Source organism: Paenarthrobacter sp. AB444 (assembly GCF_028736865.1).
GTDB lineage: Bacteria > Actinomycetota > Actinomycetes > Actinomycetales > Micrococcaceae > Arthrobacter > Arthrobacter nicotinovorans_B.
In genome coordinates this window covers 1-20873 of record NZ_JAQZBY010000021.1, presented here as the reverse complement: position 1 = coordinate 20873, position 20873 = coordinate 1, and the positions used below count along the sequence as shown (strand labels likewise).

Annotated in this window: 21 protein-coding genes and 1 tRNA gene; 10 read left to right on the top strand and 12 right to left on the bottom strand. The window is 64.6% G+C overall.

Features of this window, described 5'->3' with window-relative positions; all coding sequences use genetic code 11:
* Positions 1 to 3 precede the first annotated feature (3 nt).
* The 4 genes from sucC to PQ627_RS19270 all read right to left on the bottom strand — a co-directional run bounded on the left by sucC (position 4) and on the right by PQ627_RS19270 (position 5383).
* Positions 4 to 1173, bottom strand: a complete 1170-nt coding sequence (gene sucC, locus PQ627_RS19285) for an ADP-forming succinate--CoA ligase subunit beta (RefSeq protein WP_144662654.1) — start codon at positions 1171 to 1173, stop codon at positions 4 to 6.
* A gap of 264 nt (positions 1174 to 1437) precedes the next feature.
* A complete protein-coding gene (locus tag PQ627_RS19280; protein WP_274262957.1) occupies positions 1438 to 2127 on the bottom strand; it encodes a hypothetical protein in 690 nt (229 codons plus the stop codon).
* Positions 2128 to 2150: 23 nt separating this feature from the next.
* Positions 2151 to 4670, bottom strand: coding sequence for a DNA helicase PcrA (pcrA, locus tag PQ627_RS19275; protein ID WP_274262956.1), 2520 nt, complete (start codon positions 4668 to 4670; stop codon positions 2151 to 2153).
* Between the two features lie 59 nt (positions 4671 to 4729).
* A complete protein-coding gene (locus PQ627_RS19270) occupies positions 4730 to 5383 on the bottom strand; it encodes a response regulator transcription factor (protein ID WP_274262955.1) in 654 nt (217 codons plus the stop codon).
* An 88-nt stretch (positions 5384 to 5471) separates the two neighbouring features.
* Between PQ627_RS19270 and PQ627_RS19265 the strand changes: the two genes are divergently transcribed.
* Genes PQ627_RS19265 through PQ627_RS19255 form a run of 3 tightly spaced genes read left to right on the top strand, consistent with a single transcriptional unit; the run spans position 5472 to position 8481 of the window.
* A complete protein-coding gene (locus PQ627_RS19265; RefSeq protein ID WP_274262954.1) occupies positions 5472 to 6701 on the top strand; it encodes a sensor histidine kinase in 1230 nt (409 codons plus the stop codon).
* Positions 6698 to 7846: a hypothetical protein gene (locus tag PQ627_RS19260; protein WP_274262953.1), complete on the top strand. Its 1149-nt coding sequence runs from the start codon at positions 6698 to 6700 to the stop codon at positions 7844 to 7846. Before PQ627_RS19265 ends, PQ627_RS19260 begins: the two co-directional genes overlap by 4 nt.
* The gene (locus PQ627_RS19255; RefSeq protein ID WP_274262952.1) at positions 7840 to 8481 is read left to right on the top strand and encodes a response regulator transcription factor; all 642 of its coding nucleotides are present in this window, start codon (positions 7840 to 7842) and stop codon (positions 8479 to 8481) included. The genes PQ627_RS19260 and PQ627_RS19255 overlap by 7 nt, the downstream gene beginning before the upstream one ends.
* On the opposite strand, the gene wsfD is transcribed toward PQ627_RS19255, so the two are convergent.
* The 7 genes from wsfD to PQ627_RS19220 form a co-directional block, all read right to left on the bottom strand.
* Positions 8455 to 10149 carry a glycan biosynthesis hexose transferase WsfD gene (gene wsfD / locus PQ627_RS19250; protein WP_274262951.1) on the bottom strand — a complete coding sequence of 565 codons (1695 nt, stop codon included), beginning with the start codon at positions 10147 to 10149 and terminating at the stop codon, positions 8455 to 8457. The genes PQ627_RS19255 and wsfD overlap by 27 nt on opposite strands.
* On the bottom strand, positions 10142 to 11023 hold the full coding sequence (locus PQ627_RS19245) for a septum formation family protein (RefSeq protein WP_274262950.1): 882 nt from the start codon (positions 11021 to 11023) through the stop codon (positions 10142 to 10144). The genes wsfD and PQ627_RS19245 overlap by 8 nt, the downstream gene beginning before the upstream one ends.
* Complete coding sequence (gene xrtS, locus PQ627_RS19240; protein WP_274262949.1) at positions 11010 to 11603, bottom strand: exosortase S; 594 nt, start codon at positions 11601 to 11603, stop codon at positions 11010 to 11012. Before xrtS ends, PQ627_RS19245 begins: the two co-directional genes overlap by 14 nt.
* A 5-nt stretch (positions 11604 to 11608) precedes the next feature.
* Positions 11609 to 12970 carry a glycosyltransferase family 2 protein gene (locus tag PQ627_RS19235; RefSeq protein WP_274262948.1) on the bottom strand — a complete coding sequence of 454 codons (1362 nt, stop codon included), beginning with the start codon at positions 12968 to 12970 and terminating at the stop codon, positions 11609 to 11611.
* Between the two features lie 88 nt (positions 12971 to 13058).
* Positions 13059 to 13241, bottom strand: a complete 183-nt coding sequence (locus tag PQ627_RS19230) for a peptidase (protein WP_144662665.1) — start codon at positions 13239 to 13241, stop codon at positions 13059 to 13061.
* Positions 13242 to 13281: 40 nt separating this feature from the next.
* Entirely contained in the window at positions 13282 to 14571 is a 1290-nt protein-coding gene (locus tag PQ627_RS19225; RefSeq protein WP_274262947.1) for a PVV-CTERM domain-containing choice-of-anchor G protein, read from the bottom strand.
* A 162-nt stretch (positions 14572 to 14733) separates the two neighbouring features.
* Positions 14734 to 15579 carry an inositol monophosphatase family protein gene (locus PQ627_RS19220; protein ID WP_274262946.1) on the bottom strand — a complete coding sequence of 282 codons (846 nt, stop codon included), beginning with the start codon at positions 15577 to 15579 and terminating at the stop codon, positions 14734 to 14736.
* A 33-nt stretch (positions 15580 to 15612) separates the two neighbouring features.
* On the opposite strand from PQ627_RS19220, the gene PQ627_RS19215 reads away from it, so the two are divergent.
* The 4 genes from PQ627_RS19215 to PQ627_RS19200 all read left to right on the top strand — a co-directional run bounded on the left by PQ627_RS19215 (position 15613) and on the right by PQ627_RS19200 (position 19091).
* A complete protein-coding gene (locus PQ627_RS19215; protein WP_274262945.1) occupies positions 15613 to 16233 on the top strand; it encodes a hypothetical protein in 621 nt (206 codons plus the stop codon).
* Positions 16234 to 16363: 130 nt separating this feature from the next.
* Positions 16364 to 17221, top strand: a complete 858-nt coding sequence (locus tag PQ627_RS19210) for a hypothetical protein (RefSeq protein WP_274262944.1) — start codon at positions 16364 to 16366, stop codon at positions 17219 to 17221.
* Entirely contained in the window at positions 17218 to 18669 is a 1452-nt protein-coding gene (locus PQ627_RS19205; protein WP_274262943.1) for a PGAP1-like alpha/beta domain-containing protein, read from the top strand. Before PQ627_RS19210 ends, PQ627_RS19205 begins: the two co-directional genes overlap by 4 nt.
* A complete protein-coding gene (locus PQ627_RS19200; protein ID WP_274262942.1) occupies positions 18666 to 19091 on the top strand; it encodes a hypothetical protein in 426 nt (141 codons plus the stop codon). Before PQ627_RS19205 ends, PQ627_RS19200 begins: the two co-directional genes overlap by 4 nt.
* On the opposite strand, the gene PQ627_RS19195 is transcribed toward PQ627_RS19200, so the two are convergent.
* Positions 19078 to 19863: a DUF998 domain-containing protein gene (locus tag PQ627_RS19195; RefSeq protein ID WP_274262941.1), complete on the bottom strand. Its 786-nt coding sequence runs from the start codon at positions 19861 to 19863 to the stop codon at positions 19078 to 19080. The genes PQ627_RS19200 and PQ627_RS19195 overlap by 14 nt on opposite strands.
* A gap of 108 nt (positions 19864 to 19971) precedes the next feature.
* Here PQ627_RS19195 and PQ627_RS19190 point away from each other — a divergent pair.
* From PQ627_RS19190 to PQ627_RS19180, 3 genes are all read left to right on the top strand, one after another.
* Positions 19972 to 20044: transfer RNA gene (locus tag PQ627_RS19190), tRNA-Arg, on the top strand.
* 1 nt (position 20045) lies between these two features.
* Positions 20046 to 20489, top strand: coding sequence for a DUF6314 family protein (locus PQ627_RS19185; RefSeq protein ID WP_274262940.1), 444 nt, complete (start codon positions 20046 to 20048; stop codon positions 20487 to 20489).
* On the top strand, positions 20486 to 20873 hold a 388-nt coding region (locus PQ627_RS19180; protein ID WP_274262939.1), incomplete at its 3' end, for an NUDIX hydrolase. The genes PQ627_RS19185 and PQ627_RS19180, both read left to right, overlap by 4 nt.

The following is a 20873-nucleotide window of genomic DNA, read 5'->3' as shown; positions in this document are numbered from 1 at the left end:
CCTTTACTTAGCTGCGTTGGCGAGCTCGGCGGCCTTGTCGGCGCCCTCGTCCATGGTGGCGGCCAGGGTAACCAGCGGGTGGTTGGCCTCGGTCAGGATGCGGCGGCCTTCCTCGACGTTGTTGCCGTCGAGGCGAACTACCAGCGGCTTGTTCGCGGAGGAACCGAGCTCGGCCAGTGCACCCACGATGCCCTTCGCCACAGCGTCACAAGCGGTGATGCCACCGAAGACGTTGACGAAGACGCTCTTGACCTGGGAGTCGCCCAGGATGACGTCCAGGCCGTTGGCCATGACCTCGGCGGAAGCTCCACCACCAATGTCGAGGAAGTTGGCGGGCTTCACGTTGCCGTGGTTTTCGCCAGCGTAGGCAACGACGTCGAGCGTGGACATCACAAGACCGGCGCCATTGCCGATGATGCCAACTTCGCCGTCCAGCTTGACGTAGTTGAGGTCCTGCGCCTTGGCCTTGGCCTCGAGCGGGTCAGCTGCGTCCTTGTCCTCCAGCTCACCGTGGTGAACGTGGCGGAAGTCAGCGTTCTCGTCCAGGGAAACCTTGCCGTCAAGGGCAACGATGTCACCGGCGCCGGTACGGACCAGCGGGTTGACCTCAACGAGCGTGGCGTCTTCCTTCTTGAAGACGTCCCAGAGCTTCAGAATGACGTCGGCGACTTTGCCGCGCAGTTCTTCAGCGAAGCCTGCAGCTTCAACGATCTCGTCGGCCTTGGCCTGGTCGATGCCCACGGCGGGGTCGATGGCGATCTTGGCCAGGGCCTCGGGGCGCTCCACTGCCAACTGCTCGATTTCCATGCCACCTTCAACCGAGCACATGGCCAGGTAGTTGCGGTTCGCACGGTCGAGGAGGACCGAGAAGTAGAATTCTTCAGCAATATCGGCACCCTGGGCGATCATCACCTTGTTGACGGTGTGGCCCTTGATGTCCATGCCCAGGATGTTGGTTGCGTGCTCAAGCGCCTCATCAGCGGACTTGGCAACCTTCACGCCGCCAGCCTTGCCGCGGCCACCGACCTTAACCTGTGCCTTGACGACAGTAACGCCACCGATCTTCTCGGCAGCTGCCTTCGCTTCTTCAGGAGTGTGCGCCACGATGCCGGCGAGCACGGGTACACCGTGCGCTTCGAACATATCGCGCGCCTGATATTCAAACAGGTCCACGGTTTAGTGTCCTTCTACGTCGAAGTAGTTTTCTGTTCAGCCGGGAACCGCGATGACCGCGATAGCCAGCTGCGGAAAGTACGCGGTAACAACCAGGATTGAAGCCGGTCACATTGCGTAAGGTCCTCTCGGAACTTTAGCCCTTTGAGGAGTCCCGCCAGCTACACACTACCTGTTAAGTGAGTAACCTTACACTTCTATCGCATGTAGAAAAACCGCAGGATGACGCGGATTTTGGCTTCACCAACGGCCCTTTCCGGGCGATCAGAAGCCTTCCTTCAGGCTCCCCCGGACTGTCTTGCCGCCGTCGGAAACCAGCTGGTAGCCCTTGCGGCTGACGAAGAATGCCACGCCCCCTGAGACGTTTCCGCAGGCAACGCCGCCGTTGTACGCCGAGCACCGCAGGCCGTTGCGTTCAATGTTCTGCCCCTCTGCCAGCTCGCGCAGCTTGGAGATGGGGCCGCTGCGGCTGCCCTTGGGCCCGAACTCCGACTCCATTTGTGTTACGCCGGAACGACACGAGCCGTACACGGCCTTGTCCGGAGTCAGGAGCGCCGTACCGCCGAGGTAGCCCAGCCCCGTCCCGGCGCAGTCGTCCGCCATGTCATCAGGCTCAGGCTTGGCGTACGCTGCGAGCTCGCAATGGACAACCGGCACGATCGCGAATTTGTTGTTGGCAGCGTCCGAATAGGAGTTGGCCTCGTAGGGCAGGTTGAGGTGACCGCCCCGTGAGGACGTCATGGCACACACGATGTTCCGGTCCGCGGCGACGAACGCCGTAACGTCCTCGCCGGCGGCAAGGGTGGTCTGCTCAGAGACCGGAACCTGCTGCAGTTGCTCCAGCGGCGGCAACGGGGCAGGCGGAACGTAGTCGGGGTCCTTGGTGGCGAAGGAGCAACCCGACACCACAACCAGGATCAAAGCGGCCAGGAGCCCCCACACTGTGCGTCGCATGCCACCAATTATGCCGTGCTGCGTCACGCGTCCAGTTTTGTCAGCGGCGCGTAGCGCAACAGCAGGCGCTTCTCGCCGACGTCGAACTTCACCTTGGCGACCGTCTTGTCTCCCGCGCCTTCGACGCCGAGCACCACGCCGTTGCCGAAGCTCGTGTGGTTGACTTTGTCCCCCACAGCGACGGAAATGACTTCCTTTTGCGGCTGGACCCTGTTGCGTGCGACGGCGGCAGGCACGTCCGCGTCGAACCCTGCGGTAGGGCTTGCGGCCTGACCACGGGAGGTTCCGGCGCCCCAGAAGGAACCGCCGTAGCGGTTGGAACCGATCGGAGCGCTGCCCCATCCGCCCGCTTGCCGGCTCATTCCTTCGCGCTTCCACTCCACCAGCTCCGACGGAATCTCTTCCAGGAACTGGCTGGCAGGGTTGTACTGGCTCTGGCCCCACATGCTCCGGACCTCCGAGCGCGTGACGTAGAGCCGTTTCCGCGCACGGGTCAGCCCCACATAGGCCAGGCGTCGCTCTTCGGCGAGTTCCTTCGGATCGGTGGCCGAACGCTGGTGGGGGAAGATGCCGTGCTCCATGCCGGTGAGGAACACCACCGGGAACTCCAGGCCCTTGGCCGTGTGCAGCGTCATGAGGGTGACAACTCCCATGCGCTTGGCCTCTGCCACAGCCGCATCAATGTCGGCACCCGGCGCGTCCGGAATCTGGTCCGCATCTGCCACCAGGGAAACCTGTTCCAGGAATTCGCCCAGCGAACCGTCGGGGTTGTCGCGTTCGTACTCACGGACCACTGCCACCAGTTCGGCGAGGTTCTCCACACGGGACTCGTCCTGCGGATCCGTGCTCGCGCGCAGCCCCGCAAGGTATCCCGTCTGCTCCAGGACGGCTTCGAGTGCAGCAGCGGCACCGGAGCCTGCGGCAACTTCGGCGAGGTCATCCAACAGCTTCACGAAGCCCAGGACGGCGTTGACCGAGCGGGTGGCCATGCCCGGTGCTTGGTCCGCGCGGCGGGCAGCGGCCATGAAGGACGTGCGCTCGCGCTCGGCGAGGGCGGCAACGGCGCCCTCGGCACGGTCACCGATTCCGCGTTTGGGTTCGTTCAGCACGCGGCGCAGGTTGACGTCGTCGTCCGGGTTCACCAGGACGCGCAGGTACGCCAGAGCATCCTTGATTTCCTTGCGTTCGTAGAAGCGGGTGCCACCCACCACTTTGTACGGCAGGCCGACACGGACCAGGACGTCTTCAATGGACCGCGACTGCGCGTTGGTCCGGTAGAAGATGGCAACGTCGCCGGGGCGAAGACCTTCCTCGTCCTGCAGCCGGTCGATTTCCTTGGCGATGAACTGGGCTTCGTCGTGCTCATTCTCCCCGACGTAGCCGATGATCTTTTCGCCATCGCCTTCGGCCGTCCACAACCGCTTTTCCTGGCGGTTGGGATTGCGGGAGATCACCGAGTTGGCCGCGCTGAGGATGTTCTGGGTGGAGCGGTAGTTCTGCTCCAGCTTGATGGTCCGCGCGTTCGGGTAGTCGGCCTCGAACTCCACGATGTTCCGGATGTCCGCGCCACGGAAGGCGTAAATGGACTGATCGGAGTCGCCCACCACCGTGAGTTCGCTGGGTTGGACATCCGTGTCGGTCCCGAGCCCTACGATTTCCCGGACCAGCGCGTACTGTGCGTGGTTGGTGTCCTGGTACTCGTCCACCAGGACATGGCGGAAGCGCCGGCGGTAGGACTCCGCGAGCGCGGGGAAGGCCCGGAACATGTAGACGGTTTCAGCGATGAGGTCATCGAAGTCCATGGCGTTGGCTTGGCGCAGCCGCTGGGCGTAGCCCTTGAAGACCTCGGCCACGGCCTGCTCAAAAGGATCGTTGTAGTTCGCCGAGGAAGAGTAGGAATCGGCGTCGATGAGCTCGTTCTTGAGCGCAGAGATTTTGTGCTGGATGGCCTTCGGGGCGAACTTCTTGGGGTCGAGGTCCAGGTTCTTCGCCACGAGCGTGATCAGTCGCAGGGAGTCCGCGGAATCGTAGATGGAGAAGTTGGAGTTCAACCCCACGTTGGCAGCCTCGCGCCGCAGGATGCGGACACAGGAGGAGTGGAAGGTTGAGATCCACATGCCCTTGGCCCGTGCCCCTACCAAGGCTTCGATGCGCTCCCGCATCTCGGCTGCCGCTTTGTTGGTGAAGGTAATGGCCAGGATTTCGCCGTGATGGGCACGCTTGGTGGCTATCAGGTACGCGATCCGGTTACTGAGTACGCGGGTTTTGCCTGAGCCCGCGCCGGCGACGATGAGCAGCGGGCTTCCGGCGTGCTTGACTGCCTCTTCCTGCTGCGGGTTCAGCCCCTGAAGCAAGGCATCCGCGGAAGGAAGCCCGGATGCATCCGAATTACCCCATCCGCCGGAGGCTGGAGAGTCGCCCTCCTGCAAGCGGGCGCCCGTTGCACCACCACCTGAGCGCGAAAGCTCCGGCGCAGCCTTGACTGCGGCTTTGGTTCCAGCTTTGAAGGGTCCGTCTGCGTAGGGGTCAAACAACATATCCATGGTGCCTACCAGTCTAGGCGGTGCCCCCGACACTATAGAGCCTTGCGTCCACAGCCCGGCTACTGCTGATCATCCTCCAGCAACCACCCGCCCGCGGTGAGACGTTCCCGCAGCCCCAGCCTCGTCAGCGGCTCCGGACCGTCCTGGAACTTCCGCCGTACCGAGGCGAGATGCTTCTTCACGCCGTCCACTGAAATGCCCAGCAATTGCGCGGTCTCGGCCATCGTCCCGGCCGCTCCTCCGAGATACACCGACACCACTTGATGTTCCCTCGCCGACAATTGCGGCTCCCCCATCCCGGCGTCCATGGCCTCAGAGACTTCAGGGGTTACGTAATGCGTACCCTGCGCCGCGCATCTGAGCGCAGTCTCCACCACGCTCGCCGGGGCGGTTTTGGGGATGTAGGCCAGCGCACCGGCCGCCATCGCCTGCCGCATGACAGCCGGGTCCACGACGGAACTGCATACCACCACCTGTGGACCCGACGAAAGGATCGCCTGGATTTTGGCCCGCAGCGGCACTTGGTCGCCGAGCAGGACATCGAGGATAACGACGTCGGACAAGGCACCCAGGCGGGCGGCGGCGTCGGCCCACGAGGTGTAGCGGCCAACCACGCGAATACCAGTGGTGTTGTCCTGAAGCCACTGGGAAAGCCCCTCCAGCAGGACCGCATGGTCTTCCACGATGTCCACCTCGATGGTGGGTTGGGACACCGGGTATCGCATTTTTATCGGTCCTCCGCGCATATGATGCTGCCTAAGTGGTCATCTTATTCCGATGACAGGTTTTGGGGAGACATTCATGGGGGCATGGATAACGCGGCTGGCAGCGCAGCGGAAAGCGGTGGAGCGCTCGGACATGTTGGCCCGGTCCGGGACAGTAATGAGCTTTGTCTTCGTTGCGGCCTCGTGGCTATACCTGTTCCCCATCATGGATGGTCCCTTGTGGCACCGGGCCCTTGCCTGGGCAATCGTGACCACGCTGGTGCTGTGCTTCGTGGTGATGCTGCTCAGCGACGTCTGGCCGCTCCGGCTGATGATTGTGGCCGGGCTGATCATCTTGTCGGAGCTCCTTGCAGGTGTTGCCTACCGCCAGGATTCGGATTCGCTGTTGTTGGCGCACAGTCTGCTCATCGGTGCCAGCTCCACCGTTGCCTTGTCCTTGCGCGGCACTTGGAAGTCCGGAGTCTTTACGGGTCTGCTGGGCCTCATGGTTTTCGGGCATACCTTGGCGACATCCATGATGCATCACCTTGGGCCCACGACATTCCTGATCCTTCTTGGATTCTGGCTCATCATGCTTGCCATCCGACATTCGGCCCCCAGGGCCCTGGATGTCTATCTGCGCGACCAGGCTGTCAAGGCTGAGTCCCTGGCCGCCCAGGCAGTTGCCCGGGACCGGATCAACGCAGCATCCCAGGACGCCCGGCAAATCCACGACACCGTGCTCAGGGGACTTACCCTCCTGGCCAGGGGTGGCGCCGGTGTGGCGCCGGAGGACTTCCGGGGCATGATCGCACCGGCAGCTTACGACGACGGCGGGGCACCCGCGCGAAACGTCGGCGCCCTTGGGGCCGCATCCGTGGGGGACGCCGGGCAGGTGACGATCCGCCCGGCCGGCCGCCTCGCCGTCGTCGAGCCTTCCACGGGCACCGAGGTGACTTCCTTGCTGAAGGCGCGTGCCCGCGAACACAGCCGGGACGGTTTCTGCGTGGACGTCTTCGGCGAGGGCGGGTCATTGCCTCCGGATGTTGGGCTGGCTGTGGCCGACGCAGCCGGGGAATGCATGGTCAACGCAGCGCGGCACGCCGGGAGCGACCACGTGGATGTGCTCGTCTCCCGAACCGGTCCCCTGGTGTCGGTATTGGTCAGCGATGCAGGCTGCGGCTTCGATGCCGGGTCCCTCCCGCCGGAGAGTTTTGGTGTGCGCCACTCGGTGATTGAGCGGATGACGGAGGTAGGAGGACGGGTCAGGCTGTTGTCGACGCCGGGACGTGGAACCACGGTGGTCCTCGAAGTAGAGGCAGCATGAGCCGGATCTTTCCGGAGAGTACAGGCACTGCAACCGGACCACTGTTCCTGTCCCGGGGCGTGCTGGTAACGGCCAGTGCGACGCTGTGGATCTTATCGGCCATGACCCAAGCAGGGTCCTTGGACGGGACCAGCCTGGACGACTCCAGGCTTGCCTCGGTCGCCTTCGACCTCGCAGGCTGCGTGATAGCCATCCTGGCATCGGCCCCCACAACCGCCCGGCGGCATCTTCCCCTGTTGCGCCTGCTCTGGCTTGCCAGCTCCATTGGTTCGGGCATCATGACGGCCCAAGTGGTGACGTTGTCCTCGGGCTACCTCGCGCTCGCGTTCAACGTCATGCTGGGGACGGCCCTGGTCTTCTTGGTCTGCCTGCGATGGGACCTGCTGGGATTCATGCTTCTTTCCGCTGCGAACTCCCTCTTGAGCAGTGCCTATTACGCCATTACCCCCCGGTTCGGTTCCGGGGAGGGCTTGTTGATTTTCTTCATTACCCTCATCCCCGGGCTGTTGGGAGTCCTGATCGTGGTGGGTATCCGCAGCCGCATGGAGGAGCAGATGGCCCGGCATGTCTCCCAGTCTCTGGCCACACTGACCCGACAGGCCGATACCCTCGACTCAGCCCGCACGGAGGAGCTGTCCGCCACGCACCGTCAGATCGAGGACCTCTTTGCCAGGGCGGGCCGGAGCGAAAGCCGCACTCTGGGCCCGGACCTGGCCGCGGAGGCCCAATTGCTGGCCTCCCGGTTGCGTGCACAGCTGATGGTGGCCCAGAGCAGCAACTGGTTCAATGAGTCCCTGGTGCTGGCGGGTCTTGATTCCAGGGTCTCAGTGGCTGCACAGCCGGACCTCCTGCAACGCATTCCGCAGGCGCATCGCCCCGCGTTCCTCTCGGTGACCATGCTTCTCGCTACGCCCGTTCCCCACCCGGGGCACGACGCCGCCGAGGCACCAGGCAGGTTGCACGTTTACGTGGAGCCGGATATCGGGGAACGGGTGCTGATCACGTGGAGGGTGACCAACCTCGATCCCGCACGCTGCACCCCTGCCCTGTGGAGTGAGGTCGAATCGCTGGGGGTCCCACGTGTACACACGGACCCTGGCGGAGCAAGCGTGATGGTCCATATCAAGGCACCCAAGTTATGGTGACGCGGCTGGTGGTGGTGGACCGGCACCAACTGATGATCGACACACTGGACGCCTGGCTGCGCCGAAATGCGCCTGACCTGGTGGTCGCGGCAGGCTTCACCACCGTCCCAACCCATCTCCAAGAGGACGCCTGGACCAGCCTGTCCGCGACCGTGGCAGTCCTGGGAACCCTTGACCACCGCGCAGACCTTGTCCCCGCAGTCGGTCACCTGGTCCGGACGGGCTTACGTGTGGTGGTCCTGGCTACGGCACTGGACCCGTGGGATGCCGAGGCCGTCCGCTCTGCCGGAGCCCTGGGCTACGTTCCCAAAGCGGCGGGGCCTGAGCACATGGAGTCGGCCCTCCGTGCGGCCGCCGCCGGACAGCAGTACGTGCATCCTGATGCCATGGGCCACATGGCGGACAGCACGCCGGAGCGTGTCAAGCTGTCACCGCGCGAGCAACGTCTCGCCGAGCTGTATCTCGGCAGCGATCCCCTGCCCGTGCGCGGGGTGGCCGACGCCATGGGCATCAGCGAACAGACGGTCAAGGCCCATCTGCACAGGATCCGGCAGCGCTATGCCACCGCGGGCGTCAAAGTGGGCAACGTCATTAGCCTGCGCAAACAGCTAACCACTGACGGCTGGATCAGCTGAGCCTTGCTGTGCCTTGGCCCGCCGGCCCCTGCGCTTTCGCGCCGGCTCCTTCTGTGGCGCGGAGGCGAGGAGACTGATCAGCGCGACCAGCAGTGGGCCGCACAGAGCTGCCATGAACCCGGCGATGACCATGTGTTTGTAGATTTCGGACTGGCCCCCGTTGAGCATGACGGCCCAGAACTGCAACCAGCATCCCAGCACCATGACCACGGCCAACCGACCCACGGCGCTCCGCTTCCGGAAAGCCACAGCCAGGCCCAACAGCAGGGTCACCAGCTGCATCCCGACAAAGACCACTGGCGCGGCCTTCAGTGCGCTGAACAGGCCCAGGACAACGGGGAAACGCCGTTCTTTCTCGTACGGTCCATGCCCGGAGCCTTCGAGGTAGGAGCCAACATAGCCCAATTCCGGTGTCAGCATGGCCGTGATGCCCCGTTCACCCATGGTGATGAGCCGTTCGGGATGCGTGGCGTAAAAACCGGCGATGGTGCCCAGGCTGATCTTCTCCTGGAACTGGTGGTACAGCGGGTTGTGCACGGCTGAGCGCGTTGAGTCCACGGTGGTGTCCATGGCATTGATGAAACTGCTGTCCAACCCCAGCCATTCCAGGTCCGCCTCGGGGGTGGGGCTGTACGGAAGAAGCTCCACGAACACAGCGTTGTAGAGGTTTACCTCGGAGAACCTCTTGGGTTGGGCGTTGATGAAGCCTGCCGAGAACGCAGCGATCACCAGGATCGCCGTCGCCGGCAGCAACCATGTCCGCCAGCGCGGACGCCGGGCGGCCGCAGCAGAAGGTTCGACGGCGGTCGCGTCACCTTCAGCCGCGCCGCGACGCCACGGCTGCCAGAGCAGCGCCAAGGCCAAGACGGGCAGCCACGAGACCAGCTGCGTCTTGGCCGAAAAGGTGAACGCGGTGGCGAGGACAACGAGAAGTACAGCCAGCCACTGCGGTCCGCGTCCGTTCCAGTAGTGGAGCAACGCCACGGACACGGCCAGGATGCCCAGGAAGGCCGCGGCCTCGCTGTAAGGCGAGATGAAGAAGTCAGCAAAGATTCCGTCCGCCATCACGACAGTCACCAGCCCTGCGATCAGGACGCGGAACCAGGCCCGACCCGGCAGTACGTTGACCAGCGCCGCGATCAACAGCCCGAACACTGCGCAGCAGACAATGCCAACCGCACGGGTATCGAGCCCCTCCCCCCAGCCCAGCAACGGGGTCAACAGCTTCCCCAGCCACAAGAACAGCAGCTGGGAAGAATAGTAGGGCTCTCCAGTGCCGCTGGCTCCACAGCCTTCGCCGTAGTACGTGTGGGGAACCCAGCTTGGGTGGATGTACTTTGTGAATTCGGCGTAGTCCCACGGGCGTTGGTTCATCACTCCCAAGGAGCACACCAAGCTGTGCCCGTCGCCTTGGTCACCCATGCCGACAGGTTCGGGAACCAGCAACCGCACCATCATGAGGGCAGCCGACACCAGTCCGGCGATCAGGGCCACCCCTGGGACGGGGCCCAGATGCAATGCCCCGGGCCCGAACGTCCTCGCGAGGAAGCGGGCCACACTCCCTATCGGCCGGGCTTTGTTCTGCTCCCGGCCGCGCACCGGGGCGGGGGCGAACACTTCCGTGGGTTCGCTGGTACGTTCACGAAGTCCGGTCGCGTCCTCAACCATTGCTTGTCACTCCCCCGGTCCCAGGGGCGTGCACAGGTGCCAGGCTACCGGTCGTCAGGGCCAGGGGCTGGCCAGGTTCTTGAAGGTCCGCAGGGGCCACCGCGCACCGGATGGTTCGTGCAGTGCCCACGGTGCGGATGACGGGGTGGACGCTTATGCCTGGGGGCATCTTTTCACTCTTCAGGAACTCCAGGGCGTAGGGAAGGCAGCGGGCTTCCCGCGCCTCGGGTGTTGCCAGCGACGCGTCCTGCGCCACCCAGGCGCTGATGTCCTCGGCGGTGTGGGGTTCCGAGCACGGAACGTCCGCCCCATCCTCGGAAAGGACGCCATCCTTGAGTTCCTGCCGGTAGCAGAGCCGTACAACGGCGGAGTTCGGCCCGGCCAGCGCGCCCTTGAGGTCAAGGCCCGTTTCCTGGGGCGTTCCGTGTTGGTCCGTCAGTGCGACGTCGCAGCGAACCGATCGGGCGCCCGCTGCCCATGCGTCGCGGCTTGGGAAGTAGCTGGTGACCGTCAGCCCGGTAGTTGCATCCCTGGTGGACGCCGAGAGATAGGTGCGCAGGTCCTCAACGGTGCACACTCTCCTGCCGACAGCCTTGAGTTGCTGTTGGTTGGGGCGTGCTTCCTGGCTGGCCAGGGGTTTGGGGAAATTTGTGACCAGGAACGTCTGGGTGGTGTGGGGTTCGCTGCAGGGCACGGGCGGCCGGGATTCGCTGCCGGCATCGAATTCCTCCGGCGAGAACACCGCATGGCACAGCCCGGCTTCCGGAGTGGCCGTGTCCACACCTGGCTGCGGCTGCTCACATGCTGAAAGTGTTGAGATCAAAACCGCAGCGGCCACCATGACCCCTGCGCGGAACGGGCTACGACGACGCACGCCGGCCCTTGCCCTGCGCAGCCGGCCGGCTCTTGCGGACGACGGCGGCCCGGACCAGGACGATGATGGCGGCCACGAACCCGAAAATCACCACGAAGGAACCCAGGAAGTGATGCATGAGGTCAAAACCCTGCTGACCCCAGCTTTGCTGCGCGGCTGCGATCATGAAATAGCGGGTTGCGTTGCTGATGCACACGATGACCAGGGCGATGATGGCGGCTGGCATGAGCCGGGATACCGGGATGCGTCCCATCAGGAAGAAGATCCCGGCCAGACCCGCGACCGGGGCCAGCAGGACCGCGCTGGAGCACAGTCCTGTCACTTGCAGGGCAAACGGCTGGCCACCGCCCACGTTGTGGAAAATGATGTCGTCCACGCTGTATGACGCGCCGCCGAGTACGCCATCGAAAATCGCGGACATGAGCCACGCTTCGGCGGACCGGATGTGTTCCTGCTGCAGCATCGCAGCTGCTGCGGCAGCGATGAAGAGCAACCCGATGAGTCCCCCGCCGCGTGCCTTTCGCACCGGGATGGCCCGGGGTCCTGAGGGAATGCTGATGTTGCCGGCTTCGGCGCTCATGGCCACTACGCTTCCTTCGCTAGGAGTTTAACGTCAGCTTCCTGGTTGCGGCGGGTCTTGGCCCACCCCTGCCGGCCGGTGATGAGGCGGTAGGTTGCCCTCAGCACCGTGACGTAGTTCTGATACATGTAAAGCCAGTAGCCTAAGCCCCAGAGCACCCCCAGCATGAAGTTCTTCTCCGGCGCGACCTGCTTCCGGTACACCAGGCCCCACAACGCGAAAGGCAGCACGCCCGTTGCAAAAATCAGGGGAATGATGAACCATGCCGCGCTGATCCAGGCGCCGAAGCTGCCCATGGTCAGCGAACCCTGCGCCACCATGGTGATGAAGAGCGTAGGCCAGAGGACCAGGCCAAGAATCTGGATGAAGGGCTGGACCAGGAAGTAGCTGGATTCGATGGCGCCGACGTTGCTGAAGTAGGGCGATTCGAAGATCCGCTTCAGGTACACGCTGCACTGCATGCCGCCGTGGCACCACCGGGTGCGCTGGGTCAGGAGGCGACGCAGGTCAGGGAGCGCTTCCTGGGCCACGTGGGTGTCGTGCATGTAGACGGTCTTGTAGCCGCCAAGCATGATGTGGATGGCGAGTTCGTAGTCTTCCAGGAGCGCCCCATGCCACGGTTGTCCGGACGTTTTGGCAATGACGTCCAAGGCGGAAAGACGCGTGAACTGGCCGTTTCCTCCCAGGCCGACCGTCAGCGTGTGGCGCCTGAGCGACTGCATGGCAGCAATGGTGGTTCGGAATTCCATGTCCTGCATCAGGACCAGACACCGTCCAAAGGACTTCTTGAGGCGCTGCAGCCCGGTGCCACCCTCGAGGGTCGGGTCCTGCAGGTTGGACATCCAGACGGCGGTTTGGGCAGCTCCGACTTCGGGGTCGCCGAAGGCGAGCGGGCCGGCCGCCTGACGGAACGCGTTGTCGGCAAGGTGGCCATCGGCGTCGACCACCAGGACGATCACCGAAGACCGGTCGACGTCGGCCGGGAGCCAAGCGTCCAGGGTGCGGTAGGCGGCGTTCAGTGCGTCGCCTTTGCCGGTACGTGCCAGGGGGCGCCGCCGGCGCACCAGGTGGATCATGGAGTCGCGCGTCGAGGCGGCGTCGACGATACCGGCGGTACCGTCGTCGCTGTCATCATCGACAACCCAGACGTGGGCTTCGGGAAATTGCTTGCGCAGCAGTCCCAGGGTCTCGCCGATCACCACCTCTTCGTCCCGGCACGGAATGAACACATGCCACGAGAAAGAGCCGGGATCTCCTTCGGGATCGGGTTTGCGCCGGAGGAAGGGCACCAGAATCACCAGGATGTACGAAAGAAAAACCACCAGGAGCACAAAAGCCAGCGCCTGTGCGGATTCGAGTACCGACATTTACTTCCGATGCTTGGGCGAGGGCGGGAAAGCCCGGGAAAAATGGGGGTGGCGGGACGGCCCGGAAAGAGCCGCCCCGCCGATGGTATTACGCGTTGGGATCCGTTCCGCGCTTTGCCGCTTTGAGCCTGCTGTTGCGCAGGACTACAAAACCGGTGATCAGCAGGGCGACCCCCACCAGGATGACCCAACCGAGGGTTGGGGCACCGGTGACAGCCAGCGTGGTACCGCCTGCGGCCGTGCCGCCGGCAGTCCAGTTATTGCCGTACATTGACAGTTCTCCTTTCGCCGTTGCGTGGTCGCCGGAGCGATCAGGCAGCGGCTGCCGCAGTGCGGCGGCGTGAGCGGACGAACAGCCAGCTGAGCAGTGCCAGGAGGGCCACGCCGCCGGTGATCGCCATGGTGTCGGTGTTGACCAGCGGGATCGCCGCTGCGTCAAGGTTGGGTCCAACGGTCGCGTTGGCCAGGTTGACGGTGGCGATGGAGCCGCCGGCAACAGCGACCTGCAGGGCGCGCTGGGTGAAGGCGCCCGACGGTGCGGTTTCCTGGACGTTGACCTTGGCCGAAACCAGGGCGGTCAGTGCGGTGCTTAAGGGTGCCACGATGCTGGTTGCAAGAGCACCTGTCACGCCGTTCAACGTTGCGGTCAGGGCAGCGAGGGCAGGTGCAGCGGCGAGCTGGGCGATCGGGCCAAGGCCGTTCACGGCGGTCGTGGCGGTCGCCAAAGTGCTGCTCACGACGGAGGTCAGCTTGTTGGCAACAGCCTGCGGCAGGAACGAGATGAGGTCGGTTCCAGCCGGCAGGGAGTTCAGGTCTGCGACGCCGGCGACAGCCAGGAGGTCGGCCTCCGTGATGGAGATGGTTCCACCGGCCACCGGGTTGGCCACCGTGACGCCCAAGGGGGTCAGGATGGCGTTGGCCGTGTTGATCGCGGTGCTGATGGTGCCCGCGACGCCGCCGATGACCGTGCCGCCAACTTCAGCGGAAACCCCAGCCACCGAGTAGGCGCCCTGAGGTGCTGCACCCTGGTCCTTCTTGGCTGCTGCCGCGAGGGTAGCCACCTGGAGGTCCACGTTGACCAGGTCGGTGCCCCCGAGGATACCGGCAGTGCCGACGTTGATGCGGGCTGCCGGAATCGAAGGATCGCCGCTCGTCGGAAGTCCGCCGGGCAGCGTCACCAGGCCGGGAGCGCCGCTCACAGTGCCGGAGAATGCTTCCGAGGAACCGTCGTTGACTGCCTTGCCGTACTGGCTGACAGCGCCGACCTGGATGATGCCGTTGTTCTGGAGCAGCGGGATGTTGCCCGCGCCCACGTTCACGACACCGAACACGGCGCTGAGGTCCAGCGGAGTGTCGTTTTCAATGACTGCCGGGCCGGACGGCGGGGTGCCGATCTGCTGGGCAGTTGCTGCTCCGTTGGATGCCAGGCTGGCAAAGTTCGGGAGCGTGAGGACGGACCCGTCGATGATCTGTCCGCTGCCCACCGAGATGACGTCGGTAGGTGCTGCGTTTGCTGCCGGTGCGGCCACCAGGCCGATGGCCAGGGCCGATACCGCTGTGACACCCACGGCAGTGGGCCACAGCTTGCTCTTGCTGTTCAAGTATTCCCCCTTGCGAACGCTGCAGGACAGGGCTGTTCTGCAGCTGAGACTGTGGGGGCAGACGCCCCCCGCTGCAAAATAACAAGCAGATCGGGGGCACAGGCTCGGGGGTACCCGAAGGGGTTAACGCCTCCGTCAGGTACTAAGCAAACTGTTCAGCCACTAAGCGAACTGGGGAACCGAGGTGAGTGCGGCACCCAACTCACGGACCGCCGTCGGGCTTCCCGCCACGAACCAGTTCATGCCGTTGACCTTGACGACGGCGGTGTCCCCGCCTGCTGCACGCACGATCGCCTTGCCGGGGAGCCAGTCCCACTCGGGGCAACTGTGCTGGAACCAGCAACCAAGCTCGCCGTCGGCCACCCGGCCGAGGTCGCACGAACCCGAGCCGAACATCCGAAGGGACGCCGCGGTGATGGCGGCTGCGTGCCAGGGCATGGCCGTACGGGGGTCGGCGAGCCACGTGGGGTGGATATAGGTGGCGGCAGAGATTTCGGCGACGGACACATCGCCGGAGCCGGAGATGGGCTCGCCGTTCAGTGTGGCTGGCTGGTCTTCGCCGCCCAGCCACAGCTTGTCCAGCTCGGGCTGGTAGATGGCACCGAGCAGGACCGATGGATCCGCTACGGGGCTTCCTCCGCGGCCGGCGTCGTCGCGCTTCAAGGCAATGGCGGAACACCAGTACGTGGAGCCGTGGAGGAAATTGTAGGTGCCGTCCACGGGGTCGATCACCCAGGTCCGTCCGCTGGTCCCGGCTACGGAGGCTCCCTCCTCGCCGAGGATGCCGTCGTCGGGCCTGCAGCGCCGCAGCTGGTCCAGGACGTAAGCCTCGGCGGCGTGGTCAGCGGCGGTGACGACGTCGGAAATGGACGTCTTGCGTTCGCCTTGCAGTCCGCCCATCCGCATGAGCAGCGCCAGTTGCCCTGCTTCCCGGACCAGGGCGCTGGCCAGCTGGTAGTCATCAAGTGAAGGATCGAGTTCAGTTGCGGTGTGCCTGCCGGTGGTCATGGGTCCAGCTTATGTGGCGGGATAATGAATGACATGGCCAAGACACCAGCGCAGCGCATCAAGAAGCACGGAGCAAAGGCAGTGGTGCCCGATCACTCCCTGCCTCCCGTGATCAACCCCACCACGCAGCGCACGCCGCAGAAGGCGCAGAGCAACTCCAAGTTGATCGTGATCGCCGGCGTCGTGGCCAGCTTGTTCCTCTTCTGGTACCTGCACCTGCTGACCCTGAACCAGATGACCCAGCTCTCCAATGGCCTGGCAATGCCCGACTCCCTGATCGGCGGCTTCTCCCAGGACTACATCGCCCAGTTGCGCACCGCCATGGACGACTCCGCCCGTGGCCAGCTCAATTACGTCCACAAGACCGCAGGCACGCTGTTCCCCTTGATCTTTGGCTTCAGCTGGCTCCTGCTCATCGGCACCAACGTGGCACGCAAGTCGTGGCGGTGGGCCATGTGGGCCGCTCCCCTGCTTTTTGCGGTGGCCCACTTGTGGTCCAACGTGGCCATCGATTCGGTGCTGGCGGCAGAAACGCCCGACGCCGGTTCGGTTGCCGTGGCGTCGGCGGTCACCGTCGCGTCCTGGGTGCTTTTCCTGATCAGCTTGGTATGCGGTGTGGTTGCCGTGTTCCTGGGGAAGAAGCGCGCCGCCTGAGCACGGCTGTTTGAGCCGTCTCCCTCGCCCGGCTTGTCCGGGCACTTCTCCCCATTCCGCCGCCAGCCCCACGCCGATACCGTGAGCCTTGGCGCCAGGTTCGGCGCGCGGAGTGTATTGGGGGAAATTCGTGGGAGAAATCCGGGCCGATTCCAGGCTCAACATCGTTGAGATCAGCCCTCTGGCGTGGGCAGCGACCGTCCGCAAAGCCGCCGAAGCGATGGACAGCAGCCAGGACGCGGAACTTGCCGCCTATCAGGCGTCCTTGCAGGCCCAGGGTGACGTTACACCCGAAGTTGCAGAGGAACTCCTCCGCGCCGGCATTCTCGATGCCCGTGGGGTGATGTCACAGCAATGGGTGCTGGCAGTCTTCCTTGCGGCGTCGGCACCGCTGAGAGCGTCCACCATCGTTCAGCGCGGGGACACAGTTCAGTCCGGGGGCACAGCTCAGTTTGGGGACACAGCTCAGTCCGGGGGCACGCTGGAGTCGGTCCACACTGAGGTCGGCATGGCGGGCGGGCGGGGCGTTGGCCTCTCGTACCGCCGCCGCATCAGCACCGAAGCGGGAGGCGGTGCTGTCACGGAAGTCCGCAACGCCGTCGAGGTTTCCTTCTTCCGGGAGGAGGACGCTTGGGCGTCCCTCAGCCGTCATTTTCCGGACCTGCCCCGGCTCGTTGACTCCCCCGACAACCTTCCGCAGGCAACTGCCGCCGACGTCGGCTGCACTATCCACCTTGAGGTGACGGCGGTTCCCCCGGGGAGGCACGGTTTCCAGCCATACCAACGCCGCCACAGCTGGGGCGTCGCCGAACGCCTGTACTCCGTGGAGGCAAGCCGCGGGGACGCTGCCACGGCCTCTTGGATGCCCGTCCCCGCCACCGATATTGCCAGCGAGTTTGCCTGGTCCGTGCTGGGCGGCCGTGAATACCTCGCCAGCGCCCGCGTCGGGGCTGATGCCGGTGCCGGTGCCGGGAGCGTGCACGCATGAGCCTGTATGGAATGGACGTGGAGGGCGGCCGACGCCTCAGCAAGGAGTTTGCCCGGAACAGCCAACGGTTGCTGGACCTCAGCGGCAGCCTCACTCCGCTCATCGCCGACGTGGAGTGGTACGGCGACGACGGGCAACGGTTCACCCACGACTGGAAGGCCTACCGCAGCCAACTTGTCGCCGCCGGGCATGCGCTCGAAGCCGCCTCGCAAGCCGTGCAACGGAACGTTCACGAGCAGCTGGCAGCCAGCGCCCCATCGGCCGGCTCCGCTGGTACGTCCGCTTTGGACCGGCTGCTGGACGCGGCCGCTGACGATGCCGGCGAGCTGTGGAGCACCTTCGGCAGGGTCAACCGCGTGCTTGCCGGCACCGCCTCAAGCATGTGGTACCTCGCCCAAGACCTGGCGCCCCTCCCCATCGGAAACCTGATGGATGCCGAGGAGAACCGCTTCACTCGTTTCGGCGACCTGGTAAACATGGGCTGGGGTTGGCTGACGTCAGGTGAACCACCATCGATCACCCAGCTGGTGTCCAACGGCGTGCTACTCGTCGCAGCGACGCTGAACACCGCCGCGACGGTGACGAGTTTCGGTTTCCAGAACCCGCATTTGTTGGATGATGGTCGGCCGGTGGCAGGGAATCCCCTTCCGCTGACGGTGGGAACGCCCGGAAAAACAGATGCCAACGGCAGGGCCGTCACGCCTGTTCCCTCAAGCATCAGTGCCATCCTTGCCGCTACCGACGCCGCATACTCTGACGCTGGAAAGGACGGCACGGAGGACACCGGCATCAGGATCACCACGGTCGAAAAGCCAGGCAGTCCGCCTGCCTACATCGTGAGCATTCCGGGCACGACGCGGTGGATGCCCGATGGCGCGGCCAACCCTACGGACCTCACCGGAAACCTTGAACTCGCCGGTGGGAACCTGTCCACGGCCGCTCAGGCCGTGAGCCTGGCCATGGAGAAAGCCGGGATTCCTCCCGGTGCGCCAGTCATGCTGTCAGGGCATTCCCAAGGCGGGATGATCGCCACGGCGTTGGCCTCGGACAGTGGATTCACGGACAGGTTCAACGTGACCAATGTGGTCACGTATGGCTCCCCGGTGGACTCGGCTCCCATCCCGTCATCGATCGATGTCCTGGCTCTGCAACACTCCGGCGACCCCGTTCCCAAAGTGGACCTGGCCGATGCCACCATGGTGCCCGGCGGGGTCTCAATGAGCCGGGACAACAACGCCGTGGTGGTTACATTGCCCAATCCGGACATCGATCCCGGTTTCGCCGGGTTGAGCTACCACGATTCCTACCGCTACGTGGATTCAGTCACGCGCTTGGAAGGCGGCGGTCCCATCAACCAGTACAGTCAAAAGGACTCCACCCAGCAGTTCCTGACCAACGACGCCAGCCAGGTGTCCTCAACCGTGTCCAACATTTCCCGAAAGCAGTGATCTTGAGCAAACTTCCCAGAGCACTGGCAACAGTCCTGATCGTTGGGCTGTTCCTCCTTGGCATCACGGCCTGCGGCGCGGGTGGTCCCTCCAAGGCGGAACGGCTCGGTAAAGACATGGAGGAGGCGGCAAGCTCCGTGCCCGGAATCAAGGATGCCCAGGTGCACGTGAACATGAACACGTCCGGAAACTTCATCACCGCGAAGCTGACAGGCACAGCCTCCGACCAGGCCGCACTGGCCGAGGCCTTGGACGGAGCGTTGCCGGCGATGCTCGACAAGACCAAGGATCTGGACTCCGGCTCCTTCTCAATCAGCATCTTTTCACCGGACGATTCCGTGTCCGTCGGGGCGGCAGAGCTGGGCTACACGGGTGGCACGTCGCTGGTGGACATCCGCGAGTACTTCCTCAACCGGCCCTGAGCGCTTTCCGTTCCGTCCGCACGCGTTGGGCGATCACCAGGCCTGCGGCGGCCAGGCCAATGGTCACGGGATAGCCCATGAGCCGTTCCAAGGTCCCCGGCTGCGGCACGTCCATTCCCGTGAGCCCGCCCACCACCAGCGCCCCCAGACAGACTGCTGCGCAGGCAGCGAGGAACCAGCTAACCTGCGTCTGCCGGAACCACAGTATGGCCAGCAGGAGCAGCGCAAAGCCTCCGCCGATGAAAAACATGAGGGCCCCGGCGAAGTGCCACGGAGAGCCCGCATCTTCGGGTACCAAGCCAACAATCACCGTTCCCAGCCCCGCGACGCCGGTCAGTATCCGGATAGCTACAGCCAGAATCCAGGGCACCGTCAGCACCCGGGCCTGGGCCAAGCTGTCCCCGGCCGCACGGAAACGCCTGGCCGGGACGCCCGGCCTCGCCGCGACGCACAAAAGACCTGCCGTGAGGAAGAGCGCGCCAAGAACCAAGGCCAGGCCCTGGACCACAAAGGAGGCATTCATCAGCCAGTGCAAGGGCGAACAGACCGCCCGGTCCTCATACACGCCGCAGGAGACAGCCCCCAGGTCGCTGATGAAGCCGGTAGCCCTGCTGTAGGGCTCCGGCCCGGCCCAGGCCTCGATCACTGCAGCCTCCGCCACGAAATACTGGACCACGCTCAGCTGGGCCCATCCGCCGATGTTCGCCCTGGTGCTGCGCAGGTCCGGAAGGAACGCTCCGGCCTGTACGGGTGCAATCTGGTGGCCATTCATGACCGTCAGCCTAGCCGTGTTCGGGCGGCGGCCCGGCAGCTTGTATGCTTGTAGTCGTGTCCGGGCCCTCGAGCTCCAGCAGTGGGATTCCAAGCCGTGGACACACAGGCCCTCGTAGCTCAGTGGATAGAGCACGGCTCTCCTAAAGCCGGTGTCGTTGGTTCGATTCCAATCGAGGGCACTTGAACCATCAGCAGCCCACCCCGGACCTGCGGGCCTATCTGGCCGGCAGCTGGGTGGTGGAGCGGACACTCCTGGACCGCGCCTCAGGCACCAAAGGTTCCTTCACCGGCGTCGTGCGCTATCAAGAGAACCCCGACGGCGGGCTGGACTACCGCGAAGACGGAACCATGCACTGGCCCACCCACTCGGGGCCCGCCTTCCGCGAATACCTCCTGAAGCCTGGCGTTGGTCCGGAATCCATGGACGTGTTCTTTCCCGACGGCCGGCCATTCCACGTCATGAGCTTCTCGGAGCAGGGCCACCAGGACAAGCACTGGTGCGATCCGGACGATTACCGCGTCAATTATCTGTGGGAAGGCCCGGACGCGTTCAGCTTCACGTGGGACGTCACGGGCCCCGCGAAGGATCTGCTGCTGGAATCGCACCTGAGGAGAAATGCATGAACGTGATCGTGGTGAGCGCCGTGTGCGTCTACAACCAGGACGGTCAGCTCCTCACCGTCCGAAAACGCGGCACGGAGAAGTTCATGCACCCCGGCGGAAAGCCCGAGGCCGGAGAGACCGCTGCCGAGGCGGCGTCCCGGGAGCTGCTGGAGGAAGTCGGCATCGAGGTTGCCGCACAGGACCTGGAACCCTTGGGCGTCTGGCATGCCGTCGCCGCCAACGAGGACGAGACCACCATCGAGGCCACTGTGTTCACGGCCCCGGGCACGTGGGAAGCGCAACCCTCTGCGGAAATCGCCGAAATCCGCTGGCTCGACCTTGGCGCTCCCCTGCCCGAGGACCTGGCCCCGCTCCTCACGGACCACGTACTCCCCGCCCTCGCAG

Excerpts from the sequence above, each read along its gene's own strand:
- PQ627_RS19280 (WP_274262957.1), bottom strand. The coding sequence starts at position 2,127 with ATGCGACGCACAGTGTGGGGGCTCCTGGCCGCTTTGATCCTGGTTGTG.
- pcrA (WP_274262956.1), bottom strand. The coding sequence starts at position 4,670 with ATGGATATGTTGTTTGACCCCTACGCAGACGGACCCTTCAAAGCTGGA.
- PQ627_RS19265 (WP_274262954.1), top strand. The coding sequence starts at position 5,472 with ATGGGGGCATGGATAACGCGGCTGGCAGCGCAGCGGAAAGCGGTGGAG.
- PQ627_RS19260 (WP_274262953.1), top strand. The coding sequence starts at position 6,698 with ATGAGCCGGATCTTTCCGGAGAGTACAGGCACTGCAACCGGACCACTG.
- PQ627_RS19255 (WP_274262952.1), top strand. The coding sequence starts at position 7,840 with ATGGTGACGCGGCTGGTGGTGGTGGACCGGCACCAACTGATGATCGAC.
- wsfD (WP_274262951.1), bottom strand. The coding sequence starts at position 10,149 with ATGGTTGAGGACGCGACCGGACTTCGTGAACGTACCAGCGAACCCACG.
- xrtS (WP_274262949.1), bottom strand. The coding sequence starts at position 11,603 with ATGAGCGCCGAAGCCGGCAACATCAGCATTCCCTCAGGACCCCGGGCC.
- PQ627_RS19235 (WP_274262948.1), bottom strand. The coding sequence starts at position 12,970 with ATGTCGGTACTCGAATCCGCACAGGCGCTGGCTTTTGTGCTCCTGGTG.
- PQ627_RS19230 (WP_144662665.1), bottom strand. The coding sequence starts at position 13,241 with ATGTACGGCAATAACTGGACTGCCGGCGGCACGGCCGCAGGCGGTACC.
- PQ627_RS19220 (WP_274262946.1), bottom strand. The coding sequence starts at position 15,579 with ATGACCACCGGCAGGCACACCGCAACTGAACTCGATCCTTCACTTGAT.
- PQ627_RS19215 (WP_274262945.1), top strand. The coding sequence starts at position 15,613 with ATGGCCAAGACACCAGCGCAGCGCATCAAGAAGCACGGAGCAAAGGCA.
- PQ627_RS19205 (WP_274262943.1), top strand. The coding sequence starts at position 17,218 with ATGAGCCTGTATGGAATGGACGTGGAGGGCGGCCGACGCCTCAGCAAG.
- PQ627_RS19195 (WP_274262941.1), bottom strand. The coding sequence starts at position 19,863 with ATGAATGGCCACCAGATTGCACCCGTACAGGCCGGAGCGTTCCTTCCG.